8 protein-coding genes and 3 pseudogenes are annotated in these 12,071 nt (G+C 66.2%); 4 read left to right on the forward strand and 7 right to left on the reverse strand.

Translation table 11 applies throughout. The annotated features are described in order from the left end of the window. Nucleotides 1-295: 295 nt before the first annotated feature. A pseudogene (locus tag HW130_RS36510) lies at nt 296-642 on the forward strand (IS5/IS1182 family transposase); the annotation flags it as partial. Nucleotides 643-1,209: 567 nt separating this feature from the next. Here HW130_RS36510 and HW130_RS34540 read toward each other — a convergent pair. The 4 genes and pseudogenes from HW130_RS34540 to HW130_RS34555 form a co-directional block, all read right to left on the reverse strand. Then, a complete protein-coding gene (locus HW130_RS34540; protein ID WP_177153728.1) occupies nt 1,210-1,959 on the reverse strand; it encodes a hypothetical protein in 750 nt (249 codons plus the stop codon). 13 nt (nt 1,960-1,972) lie between these two features. After that, nucleotides 1,973-4,159, reverse strand: coding sequence for a DUF6571 family protein (locus HW130_RS34545; protein WP_177153729.1), 2,187 nt, complete (start codon nt 4,157-4,159; stop codon nt 1,973-1,975). Nucleotides 4,160-4,569: 410 nt separating this feature from the next. Beyond that, a pseudogene (locus HW130_RS34550) lies at nt 4,570-4,691 on the reverse strand (IS5/IS1182 family transposase); the annotation flags it as partial. Nucleotides 4,692-4,801: 110 nt separating this feature from the next. Continuing rightward, the gene (locus HW130_RS34555) at nt 4,802-6,583 is read right to left on the reverse strand and encodes a reverse transcriptase/maturase family protein (RefSeq protein WP_177153730.1); all 1,782 of its coding nucleotides are present in this window, start codon (nt 6,581-6,583) and stop codon (nt 4,802-4,804) included. Between the two features lie 961 nt (nt 6,584-7,544). Here HW130_RS34555 and HW130_RS34560 point away from each other — a divergent pair. Together HW130_RS34560 and HW130_RS34565 are read left to right on the forward strand one after the other, a co-directional pair. After that, on the forward strand, nt 7,545-8,264 hold the full coding sequence (locus tag HW130_RS34560) for a phosphotransferase family protein (protein ID WP_256356522.1): 720 nt from the start codon (nt 7,545-7,547) through the stop codon (nt 8,262-8,264). 141 nt (nt 8,265-8,405) lie between these two features. Continuing rightward, a complete protein-coding gene (locus HW130_RS34565; protein ID WP_375256614.1) occupies nt 8,406-9,020 on the forward strand; it encodes an IS5 family transposase in 615 nt (204 codons plus the stop codon). Nucleotides 9,021-9,049: 29 nt separating this feature from the next. Here HW130_RS34565 and HW130_RS34570 read toward each other — a convergent pair whose 3' ends face one another. Together HW130_RS34570 and HW130_RS34575 are read right to left on the reverse strand one after the other, a co-directional pair. Continuing rightward, complete coding sequence (locus HW130_RS34570; protein ID WP_177153731.1) at nt 9,050-9,814, reverse strand: MerR family transcriptional regulator; 765 nt, start codon at nt 9,812-9,814, stop codon at nt 9,050-9,052. A 328-nt stretch (nt 9,815-10,142) separates the two neighbouring features. After that, nucleotides 10,143-10,220, reverse strand: a pseudogene (locus HW130_RS34575) (type I-E CRISPR-associated endoribonuclease Cas2); the annotation flags it as partial. Nucleotides 10,221-10,432: 212 nt separating this feature from the next. Here HW130_RS34575 and HW130_RS34580 point away from each other — a divergent pair. Continuing rightward, nucleotides 10,433-11,017 (forward strand): hypothetical protein, encoded by a 585-nt coding sequence (locus tag HW130_RS34580; protein WP_177153732.1) that lies wholly within the window; start codon nt 10,433-10,435, stop codon nt 11,015-11,017. 182 nt (nt 11,018-11,199) lie between these two features. Here the strand turns inward: HW130_RS34580 and HW130_RS34585 are convergent, their stop codons facing one another. Then, nucleotides 11,200-11,721, reverse strand: coding sequence for a hypothetical protein (locus tag HW130_RS34585; RefSeq protein ID WP_177153733.1), 522 nt, complete (start codon nt 11,719-11,721; stop codon nt 11,200-11,202). Nucleotides 11,722-12,071 lie beyond the last annotated feature (350 nt).

Raw genomic sequence — 12,071 nt, forward strand, 5'->3', positions numbered from 1 at the left:
GAGGAGGGCTTTTGACCTTCGATGGAGGTATGCGCCGGGCCACCGGCAAGGAAGCCCGATGACATGAGCTCGGCGCCGGGTGCCGCCTCTGCAAGCTCCACCCGACAAGGTTATGGCAATAATGGTGAAAATCAAAGGTTGAGTAACTCAAGCTTCTTGGTGACGCTGGACCCGCCTGGCGCGCCGCGAGATCAGCCCCGCATCCGGACATCGGACCGGATGCCGCCTGCCCAACGGAGAACGTGACCTCGGTTGTGGGAGACAGATGGGGTTCTGCACGGTCGCGGTCGCGGGCGTCCATGTCACCGCAGGCCAGGCGAGTGACGCGCCGGCCATCGAGGCTCATGGCCAGGATTCTGCGTCCGCGAAGCGGAATGGGGCGGCCGAGAAGCCGACCGGCGGTCATCGCGCGTACTCGTCTCGCGCGATCCGTGGGCATATCCGGCGGCGTGGCATTCGGGCCGTCAGTCCGCAGCCCGCGGACCAGTTCTGCCACCGTCTGCTGCAGGGCCGATCCGGCGGCAGACCGCCAGGCTTCCTCAGCGAGGCCCACAAGCAGCGCGGCCGGCCCCGACCAGTGGCGTGATGCGAACCGGAAAACTCGCCATCGCCTACCAGGCCGGACTCCACTTCGCCGCGATCCCTGAACCCTGCAGGTCAGAACCCAGCGGCACGCCCGGCACCGTAACCCGCAGGCCGGTTACCGCTCGAACATCACTCCGCGCCATGTCCCTCCCGCGCCGAGGACGCGCCCCGCACGGGATTCCTCATCTCCCGCGAGTCGAAAGCGGAACGTCTCGACCTTGTGCCGGCGGCCGTCAGACCCCCGCTCATATGCCCGCTCCCGGCCAACCGTGGTCGCCGGCCCACGGCCGTACTCACGCGACGTGGCCAGCCTGGGCGGGTTGCCGACCCGCGTCACCTTCCACTGCTCGATTGGAGTGAGTCCGGCGCCCCGTCCCCGACTCGGTGTGGGAACAGGCCGTGGCCGACCGGCACGTCGATGGCCACGCCGCAAACGGCAGGTCGTCGCGGCGCTCTATCCGGCAACCCATCCGGCGTCAACCCCGGCGCAGGCCAGGGACGCACTGGTGAACAACGGGACGAGCGGCAGGTCATGGACCCGCGTACGGGCTCCCCGAACAAGCTGCTGCCTCGCTCTTCCAGCCGCTGCCTGTCCCCCGCAGTCCCTGCCCGGGCAGGGAGGGCCTAGGCGGATCCCTTCGACTTCCGTGCGTCCGGTGCCCGGCCTGCGACGAACTCCTTCTCGAGCGTCTTCAGCGAGGGCGGCTTCCGGTAGTCGGTATGGGGCGAGGCCTCCGGGAGCTTCACCGGGAGCCCGGCCTCGGCCAGGCAGCCGAGCTTGTCGGCCAGCGCTCGCGATGCGGAATGCAGCATCACCATGTAGGCGTGCCTCCGCTCGGCGTCCAGCAGCTTCTGGGCAACGTTCCCGCTGTCCGGAACGAGAACTCCGGCCACCACCGGAGGGCCGTGCTTCCGAAGGCCCGCAGTGCAGGGGAAGGCGATGAACGCATCCTCGGTGCTGCTCTCGGCGTAGATTCCCGACGAATAATAGGAATCGTCCGGATCCAACTCCGGCGGCCACTCAGCCCCCGCGTCGGGGCGCACGAACTCGATCTGGAAGAGCCGGACTTCTGTGCCCTCCTTCGAGGTGTACACGGTGCATACGGTGCTGCGGGACGTACTGGTGTCACCGCTGTCGCGCAGTCTGACGGCCGCCTTGTCCAAGGAGAGGGCTGTCTCCCGGTACCTGCCGCCCGAGCTGATCTTCTCGAGGGCGTCTGCGGCGTCGGAGGTGAGCGACGAGTCACACAGCTTTGCCGCAGGTACGCCGTCCGCCTCCTTTTTCTCGCTCGAGCAGGACGTCAGGGCCATCGCCGTGCACAGCAGCAGGGCGATGGAGGTCCGGCGACCCCACAGCACACCGTCCGTTCGCACGACGCCACTGCTCTCATCCGGTGTACGGCTTGCGGCCTCGCTGAGCGCCTTCCTGCGCCCCGGTGCCGTAGTTGTTCTTGAGATCATCGGAGAGATTTCCTGTCGCGTCTGCTTCACTGCTGTGCCCCTCAAGGTACTGTGCCGCCGTCGCGCCCAGACTTTCCTCGCCGCGTATGAAGAACTCGCGGGTGTCCACAGGTGCGGGCAGCTCCGGGCCACCGAACACGGCGTCGTTGTGGAACACCTTCGCGAACTCGGTGCCGGCGCCCATGACAATGGGGACGATCATTCCCCAGGGGCCCGCCTTGCCCACGCCACTGATGATTCCGGCGCTCAGTGCCGGTGCGGCGCCGCTGTAGCCGACCCGCGTCCAGTTGGACGAGTCCTGGAAGGCCTGCTGTGCCTTCGTGCTGTCGTGGGCGTAGGTCGCCTCGATCTGCGCGGCACGGGAGTGGTCGAGGATGCCACGGACCTCCGCCTCGGTCAGGAGCGCCCTTCGCCCGTTGGCGTAGTTGTCCGCCGACTCGGACGGCGGGTGCTGCGCGAACCGGTCGAGGGTGTACAGGTGTTCGGCCTGGTTCATGATGCCGTGCGAAACCTCGTTCTGGCCCAGGACGCTGAGGAAGTCGATGGCACCGGTGCGGCCGAATTCGGCGCGGCCCCTGTACGCGGCGGGAAAGGCCTCGTCGTTCGCGATGTGCCCGCCCGTGCCCGACACTGCGAAGTTGAGATCGTCCACGTAGGCCCCGCCCATGGCGCCAAGGGCGGCAGCCATACCCGGCTGGTCGTGGAGGAGTTCGGGGCCTTCCTCGCCGCCGTAGATGCCGACCACCTGTTCCATCACGTCCGCCGTGGCCGCCGTCCTCCGGCCGCCGCCGTCGCCGAAGATCTCCGGGTCCTTGCCCAGCAGCTCCTCCTCGTCCCAGGCGTAGCCGGTCGTCGCCGCCGTCAGCGCATGCCCGAGCGCCTCGTGGCCCGGCAGGTCGCGCGGGGTGCCGGCGGTGTTTCCGTCGAAGATCCAGTTGCGTTCCTGGGTGAGGTACTCCAGGTGGGAGTTGACGTCGGATGCCGAGCCGGTGCCCGCGGGCGGCTCGAAGAACTCGGTGGCGGCCTTCGGGTTGTGGCCCAGTCCCTCGAGGAAGCCGGTCACTGGATCCTGGCCGTTGTCGTCCCGTCGGCCGATCAGGTTGAGCGAGTCGACGTCGGCGGTGTTGGACCAGTAGGCGAAGCCGTCCTTGGTGTTGTTCTTCTCGTCCCAGGCAAGGAGCTTGTCGCCATAGCTGTTGAGGAAGCGGGCGTCGTACGTGCCGGAGCGCATGAGATTGCTCATGACCTGGAAGCCGTACGGGTGGGTGGTGCCCCCGGTGTTCAGCCGCTCCGAACCGGTGCGGATGATCTCGTCCTTCCAGGCCCGCATCTCGGGACTGTCGGAATGCGAGGCGGTGGCCAGGGTGGTCCCGAGGCTCTCCTGAAGGCTCTTGGCGGACTTCCACCAGACCTTCTCGTCGATGTCCGTGTCCGGGTGGAGGACGTTGTGCGGGTGGGTCGCGTTGTACCAGAGCTTGAGGGTCTTCTCCGGCCCCAGCCTGGTGGCGAACTGCTCGGCGAATTCCGGATCCTGGCTGTGCCGGGCCATCACGAGGGCCAGCCGGCTCAGCTGGTCGGAGGTCATCGTTCCCTGCTCGAGCCCGGCGAGATCGAGGGCCGCCTTGAGGTCCTTGGCGGACTCGGCGCGGGCCTGGGCCAGGGTGTCGTACGCCTTGTCGTTGAAGCCGCGGTCCGCGCCGTTGACGTCCGTGGTCAGGGCGTGGGCCAAGGCGCTGTCCGCCTGCTCGGCCCGTTCGATCGCGCTGTTCGTACGGTCCCGGTAGTACGCGAAGGTTTCCTGGTAGGTCTTGTTGAGCGCGGCGACGTTGTCGTCCTCGGCGGTGGTCAGGTCGAGGTAGACGGAGCCGTCGTGCTTGTTCAGCCTGAGGTGCGGGTGGCCTTCGAGTTCCGTTTCGATGTCCTCGAGTGCCTTCCTCGCCGCTCTGAAGTCCTCGAGGCCCTGCCGCATGACATTGTGCACCCGGCGGGACTCGTCCGCTGCCGCCTGGATCTGTTCCTGGACCTTGCGGAATTTCTGCGCTGCCGCGTCGGCGGCCTCGCCCTCCCAGTCGGACGTGGCGAGCCCCTTGGTGACCTCCGTGCCGAAGTTCACGCCGATCTGCTGGAAAGCATCACTTCGTCGTCCGCCTTGAGGAACTGGCTACGCACCCCCTCGGCCTTGCCCGCCCGTTCCTTGAGCACGGACGCCGTGACCTTGAGTCTCGGCTGCGCTCCGGGGCCGGTGACTCCCGCTCCAGGACCCCCTGGGCCATCCACGTGGTCGAGCGACATGCTCAGGAATGCCGACGGCCGCTGAGCGGCATGGAGCTGCCCCTCTCCCCCGTTAACGTCACGTGGTTCCCTCCGTTCGGTTGCGACGGCTCGCCGTTTTGCAGAGAAGCTAATTCCCGAAAGGCAACTGAAGGTGTCGTACCGAAGGCTCTTGGATGGACGCACAACGCCCCAGCCCCGAGCCGAAGAACCAGCGGGCCAACCGCCAACGCTGCGGCAGTAAGGGGGTCCCTAACGAAGGCGTTGGACGTGCCGGTGGGTGATGAGGCAGGTGGCGAGGCCGAGGAAGGCTTCGTGGGTGTCGTCCCGCCGTTCCCAGCGGACGCGCAGTCTCGGAAGCCGTGCAGCCAGGCGGTTGGGTCGGCCGCGCGGCGAGGTGCTCGCTGTGAGGGCGAGTCCTGTTCCGCGCGGCCTCCCGCCGAACCGGACATGACGGTTTCCCGGTCATCCGGCTCTCCAGTGACTACTGCGTGAGTGGTCTGGCTGGCCGTTCTGAGTGGATGCGGTCGTGGCAGGTATCGCAGGCCACGACCGTTTTGCGGCGCCGTTGGAGCATGACGCGCGCCCAGTCGGAAGGCTGCCATCCGGCGTGTGCGAGGTCGGCGAGGGCGCGGACATGGTGCACTTGCACGTTGCCTTTGCTGCCGCAGATCTCGCAGGTATCCGCGAGAAGTCTCGCGATGAGTTCCTTTTGCGGATAGTCCACCCGGACCGGCTCACGGTCGGCAAGTTCTGTCGCCCGCTGCCTTTGGAGGGGAATCCCGCCGAACCGTGCCACCAGTGGTTTCCTGTTCTTCCGCTCGATACGGGCCTCGAAACAGACTCGGGGACCGCCGGGTGTGTCGATTCTGGTCTTGTGCTTGGCGGCCATCTTCGACACTGACGAGCGGTGCTTGGCCGCAAGAGTTTTGAGCATGGACGTCTCCATGACCCATTGCAGCCGGTGCAGCCGGAAGACGTCTCCGGCAAGCAGGTAGTACTGGACAACGCCCCGATAGACAGTCCCGAACGTCGCCACGATCGCATGATCGCTGCTGTTGATCAGAGCCGTCTTCTTCGCGGGTTTTCCGCGGTCGAGATAGGGGGCGCACTTGGCTTTGATCACGTCCCGTGGGACACGGAGTGCGATCTGGCCGTTGACCCGACGGTAACGGCCGGTTTTCTTCGTGTCGTTGTGCTGGGTCGTGATCTCGTAGCCGAGGAACTTCGCTGCCCGGGTGCGGGCGTGAGTGATCAGCGTCTTTTCCTGGGACAGTTCCAGCTTAAGTTCATCACGTAGGAACTGGGCCAGGCGCTGTTTGATCTGCTCGGCCTCGGATTTCGGTCCGGTGAAACCGAGGAGATGATCGTCCGCATAGCGTATGTAACGCAGCCTGCGATATCCCGGATCGCTGGGATCCGCGCTCGGCAGACTGACCATGCGCTGACGCAACGCACGGGCCTGAACCCGGTCGCCGCGCCGGCGCGCTTTCGCCAGCAGATTCTGCAACTCCAGGTAAGCCGGGTTGCGGTCCCGGCGATCTCCTCGGGTGTACTCCGGCATCAGAACTGTCTCAACAAACTCATCCAGCTTGTGCAGATAGATGTTGGACAGGACCGGGGAGGCCACTCCACCTTGCGGCGCTCCGGAGAGTGTGGCGCCCCACTTCCAGTCCTCCAGGTATCCGGCTGTCAGCATGTTGCGCACCAGCCGCAAAAACCGCTGGTCATGGATCTTTTCACCGAGAATCGACAGCAGGACCTCGTGGTCCAGGCTGCCGAAGCAGTCGGCGATGTCCCCTTCGATGAACCAGGACGTCCCGGTCCAGGTGTGGTCCACCTCCCGCAGCGCGGTGTGGCAGCCCCGGCGGGGACGGAACCCATGAGACCGGTCGGAGAACGTCGGCTCGTAATACGCCTCCAATAACAGGCGGACCACTTCACCGACGAGCTTGTCCGACCAGGTCGGCAGACCCAGCGGGCGCGTCTTCCCGTTCTTCTTCGGGATGTGGACACGCCGGACCGGACGGAAGCGGTAACGCTCGTGGCGCATTGCTTCGATGATCCGGTCGATCTTCCGCTGCGACATGCCGTCCACGGTTTCCGACGTGACCCCGGGCGTCATCGCACCATGGTTGGCGTAGATGCGCCCGTAGGCCAGCAGATACAACTGCGGGTTGAACAGTTGCCGATACAGCTCATCACACGGCAGGCCACGCCTGCCGCGTTCACGCAGGACACCCAGCACCGTTTTGGCTCTCTGCATTCCGCATACCTCCCGGGTTCGAGTGTCCGAATCACCTGGCCCCCTTCGCCCGACGTGGACGGCTTTCCCGTCCTCCCTGGCCGGTCGTGACTCCGGCGACTACTACGGGGCCTCCGTCGCCATAGGACTCTCATCCCTTAGGCGATCCCACGTTCGTCCCTGTTTGTACGTTCTAGCGCGACACAGGCGTCCCACTCATCTCCTTGAATGTCCTCGCTGGACATCGCCCCGCGCTCCGGAAGTTGCTCCGGCCGCACAATCGAAGCCAGAGCAGAGCACGGCACCGGTTTCAGATGTCTTTCCGGCGGATGGGAACTTGCATCTTCTGGAGATTGGGCTTCAAACAATCCAGTCTTCGCCATATCGCGCGGGCCACCCAGCACACCGTCTCCGACAACTGAGCCCGGTCACTGGTTTTCTGACATGCTTTTGTCCCCTTCACCTTTCGGATCCAGGTAAGCCATCGGGCCCAGGAACCTCCTTCCGAGTTCCTCCCAGCTGAGCTGGGGATACAAACAGAGCGCCTCGTGGCGCACATCGTGCGCTCGACGACCCACCGGTGGACTCCGAGTCCGGATCCGTGCGGGACACCGGGCGGCGCTCCGGCGCCTGGTCGTTGGCGATGTCGGCGGCATGACTGGAGGTGCGCAACTCGGGCCAACGCACCCGGGCCGGGGATAGGGTCAACGAATGTGCCAGTTCACGGATAGTGAAGCCTTGTCAGGGATCGTGCATGAGGCACTGGGGGCGGAGGCCCACGTTGTCGGAGTGGACCGGTTGCGCGGCGGGAGCAAGAAGGGGGTCTACCGGGTTCACACGAGCGGGACACGTGCAGCGAGTGTGATCGTCTACAGCTGGGCCGAGGCTGAGAACTTCTGGCCGGCTGCGGAAGCCATCGACGCGGCCCACCCGTTTCGCTCCCGCCTCCGGGCTGGCCCCTTTCCTGTCCGCTCAGCGGAGACTGGACGGCCTTGGAGTCAGGGTTCCAGGGGTGCTTCTCGCTGACGACAGCCGACACCGCTACCCGGCGGATGTGGCAGTTGTCGAGGACGTTGCCGGCGGCACTTTGGAAGCGCTCCTGAAGACGGATCCCGCACGCGCATCAAATGCCTTGAGTGAGCTGGCCGCAATGCTCGACGTGATGCACCGGCAGCACAGTCAGCACTACGGCAGGGTGGACGTGCTCGAACGGGGCGACAAAGCGAGTGGCAATTCATGCGAGCAACTGGTGCTCGAACGTGCCATCGAGGATCTCGCTGAGGCGGCCGAACGTGACCCCACGATCGGGTCAGCCGCGGCTTCTTTGCATAATCGCTTGCAGGAGCTGGCCACACGAGTGGCTCCGCGCACGCAGCACGGACTGATCCACGGCGAACTCGGGCCCGACCACGTCCTGGTCGATGCCTCCGGCCACCCCGTCCTCATCGACATCGAGGGCTTGATGTTTCTCGATGTCGAGTGGGAGCACGTGTTCCTGCAGCTTCGTTTCGGCGACCAGTACCCAGCCTTGTCCCGCCCCGGACTCGATTCGGCACGGCTCGACCTCTACATGCTCGCGATGCGTCTCTCACTGGTGGCTGGCCCCCTTCGCCTGCTCGACGGCAACTTCCCGCACCGCACGGTGATGCAGGAAATCGCCGAGCACAACGCGAAGGAAGCGCTGGCTCTGTTGGTCTCATAGCACCGCGTCCGCCACATACGTATCGCTTCTGCTGCTACATGCCTCGACGGCCAGCCGCCCTGACGGGCGGCTGGCCGTCCCGCGTTCCCCTCACTCACTCGGCAGTGCCGTCATTTCTCTTCGACATTCGCGAGCCGGCTGATCGACAACCGACTCCAGAACCGGTCGACAATCGCTGTTCCTGGAGATGAACGAAGCCACGCCGGGGCTCGAAGGCGTCCGCCGCGAATTCCAAGGAAACGGATCCTGCCCGCTCAGCATCGCCCCGACGAGGCTCTCGGCCGGTCCAGGGGAGGTCTGACCACGAAAATTCATCTCGCCGCAGACGGCGGCTGTCGGCCCCTGGCGGTGCTGATCACGCCAGGGCAGTGGGGCGACGCACCTCAGTTGATCCCGGTCCTTGAGCGTGTTCGCGTACGACGGCCGGGTGGCGGTCACCCGCGCACCCGGCCTGATCACCTCAGCGGCGACAAGGCGTACTCATCCCGTCGTAACCGCCGGTACCTGCGCAGGCGCCGGATCAAGCACACCATCCCCGAACCGAGGAACCAGCGGGCCAACAGGCAGCACCGTGGCAGCCGGGGCGGTCGGCCCACCGGCTTCGACAAGTCGCTCTACAAGCGCAGGAATGAAGTCGAGCGAACGATCAACGCCCTCAAGGGCTTCCGTGCCGTCGCCACCCGATTCGACAAGAGGGCATACATCTTCCACGGCACCGTGACCGTCGCAGCCATTCGCCTCTGGCTGCGCTCATGACCCGCCGAACAACTCTTAGGCGCGTGCGGTCAGCTCAACCGGGCATCGGCGTACACGGTCATCGCATCGCGCTGGTAGACGGCGAGACCGTCGGCGATCTTGTCGAAGTTGGCCCGCATCTGCGGGTCGTCGACATAGGTCTGGCCCACTCCCTTGTACGCGGCCGCGGTCGGGGTCCAGAACCGGCAGATGCCCTGGTAGTTGGCGTCCACCTCGGCCTGTACCGCAGGGTCGGACACCGGCGTGCCGGCCACCATGAACTCCGCCATACGGATCATCTGCGCCGTCACCTCACGCTGCCAGCGCTCCGTGTCCTCGGAGGTCATCGCCTCGACGGCCTGCCGGGACTGCTCCCACGCCTGCGGCCACCGCTCCCGTACCTCGGCCTCGGCCTGGGAGGGGGCCTGGAACCCCTCGAACAGGTTCTCCGGCTTGTTGATCTTCGTCATATGGCCCTTGCCCTTACCTTCTTCCAGTTCGGCGATGGTGCGGCCGACCGTACGGGCCAGCGTCTCCAGCCGGTCCCGTTCCGTGAGCAGCCGTTGGTGGTGCTCACGGAGCACGGCCACCTGGTCGAGCCGGCTGTCCAGGACCGCCTGGATCTCGCGCAGGCCCAGGTCCAGCTCCCGCATCAGCAGGATCTGCTGCAACCGCAGCAGATCGGCCTCCTCGTAGTAGCGGTGCCCGTTGCTCCCGATCCATGCGGGCGGCAGCAGACCGATCTCGTCGTAATGCCGCAGCGTCCGCGATGTCACCTTGGACATCCGCGCCACCTCCGCGATCGACCAGGCCATTGCCGGTGCCTCCCTCGCCGGGCCGGTCTCTCCGGCCACACACACGACCGTAGAAGTTGCCGCAACGGAAAGCGCAAGCCCGAAGCCCTGTTAGACAGGCACCCGGGCCTGACCCGTCAGACAGGCCCTGGCACCCGCGGCTGGACGTCCTGGGGGGGCCTCGTCATCCGAAGAGGAGATCGACGTTCTTCTCGATACAGATGCGCAGCACGGCTGATAGGCACTGGGCGTCCTGGATGTGTCTTTGCATGCCCTCATCGCAAGGCTCCTGGCTCGACCAGTGTTCGAGGATGGCCTCCAGCCGCGGCAGGACCGCAGCGCAGGCCTCTGCGGAGATCTCGAGTAGCCAGCGTGTGAGGAAGCCGCGCAGTTCGGCGGGGCAGTTGGTGAGGACGATCACGGTCACCAGGGCATCGCCTCGTCCTCGTCGTAGTCCCCGTCGCCGTCTCCGTAGTCGGCCCCGGTCTCCTATCCCTGACCCAGGGTGCAAGGTAGCGGCGGCCACGGAAACTCGCCTTCGCTGCCCGGCCGTCGTTGGGGGCAGCTCGGTCCGAGACGGAACGTACGATTGGGCATCGGGCCGAACGGAGCGCTGCGAGGACTCAAGTGGCTGGCGAAATGAGCAAAGAGCTGATCATCGGCCCCCGCAGCGAGCGCGTGCGAGAGGAGCTGGCGGAAGCCGCTGCCTGGAGCGCGTACGCGGCGGAGCTTCGCGAGGTGCTCGGAGCCGCGATTGAGAAGAGTGGCGCAGACCTCCTGGAGGTGAGCGGGCTGCTGGTGAGCGAGCCCCTTCCCGAAGAGCACCGCGGCCTGCGCAATGGTGCGGAGGTCCGGCCGCCGCAAGCGATAGGTCTCGCCGAGGGAATGGCAGCCGGGCGCGGGCCGTATTGTCAGCTCGCCGCACCCGGGAGACTTCAGATCGAGTCGGGATGGGACGGAGCGGTACACCTCTACACCACACCAGCGGTGGCCGCCGATCTGGCGGGATTCCATGGTGAGGGCGTGACGTTCCTGTGGCGACACGCGGCTCCTGAACCCATAGAGGTCTCGGACCCCGTCGACGCCGTCGCGGACGCGGGTTTCTGGGCGAGGGTGGCGGAGGTGTCCGAGCGCCTAACCCTGGTCTGCGAGCGCTGGGCGTACGGCGCTCAGGGGTGCAGATGGGGGGTGGCCAGGGGGCAGTGGGAGACTCCGGATGAGTAGTTGAGGTACAGAAAATCCCCGACGAGAACGATCTTGCTGGGGTTCGCCTACCTTGTACGAGCTCCGAGCTCACGGGGGACGGCGCCGGCCCGCAGCTCTCTCAGGTCGGGGATGTGGTTGTAGAGGGTGTGCCTGGGGAGACACCGAGGAGCTTGGCGATCGAGGTGATGGAGCGGCCGGAATCAGGCAGCCTGCCCTCGTCCCCGGTGCCGCTTTGCGTACGACCAGGTCACCGCCGTCATCAGTGCTGGGATGGCGAACAGCGGAGCGAAAGCGGCACCACAGATCATCTGGGTCGTACCGCTCGACAGGTACGTCTGGCTCTCGATGGTGAGAGCGACCACAAGTTGCCACAGTGCCACAAGGACCAGGACGGCCGAGGCGGTCCAGGCAAGCGCGGCGAGGGCACGGGGTCGCAGCGGCTGCCACCGGTCGCTGACCAGCAGCAGTGGAAGCAGAGCAGCCAACTCGGCGAGAACGGACAGACCTATGACGTATGCGATGCCCCAGCCCGGGATGTCGTAGATGTTGCGCAGCACCTGGTCGCTGTAGCCCACATAGACACCGGATGCCATGGCGATGCGCCACAGGCCGGACGGGACTGCACACAGCGCGATTGCGTGGGCGGCGCGGCGCGCCCAGATGGGCGCGGGCGCAGGTGCGGCGGCGGGGACGGGAGAGGTCGCTGTCGTCATGACGTACATGCTGGCTCTGGACATGGCCGCCGCGCCTCGTCCGCTGCGGCGGACCGTCTCCGCCGTGCGGAGGAGGCGCACCAGCTGAGGGAGGACCTGACGGAGGCTCGATCGCCGGTCAGGCTCGGTTGCCTCAACCAGCCACCTTGCCGAGGCGGCTCCAGGAAGAAGCGGGCCAAGGCCAAGGATGTGCGGACGCCTGGCTGGTCGAAGTCGACAAGTGGCCCGCGCAGGTGGAGGCCACGATGCCGGACCGCATCCCGATGACACAGCTCGGCAGCCCCAACGACCCGTCAACCGCGGCCGCCTGCGCCTAGGACACGCCCTCACCCCACCTAGGCAGTTTCGTTTGGATCAGT

Origin of the sequence: Streptomyces sp. PKU-EA00015, from assembly GCF_013387495.1 — a bacterium.
Taxonomy (GTDB): domain Bacteria; phylum Actinomycetota; class Actinomycetes; order Streptomycetales; family Streptomycetaceae; genus Streptomyces.

Bases quoted from the DNA above. Each gene is read 5' to 3' on its own strand.
- HW130_RS34555 (WP_177153730.1), bottom strand. From the start codon at position 6,583: ATGCAGAGAGCCAAAACGGTGCTGGGTGTCCTGCGTGAACGCGGCAGG.
- HW130_RS34585 (WP_177153733.1), bottom strand. From the start codon at position 11,721: ATGTACGTCATGACGACAGCGACCTCTCCCGTCCCCGCCGCCGCACCT.
- HW130_RS34570 (WP_177153731.1), bottom strand. From the start codon at position 9,814: ATGGCCTGGTCGATCGCGGAGGTGGCGCGGATGTCCAAGGTGACATCG.
- HW130_RS34580 (WP_177153732.1), top strand. From the start codon at position 10,433: ATGAGCAAAGAGCTGATCATCGGCCCCCGCAGCGAGCGCGTGCGAGAG.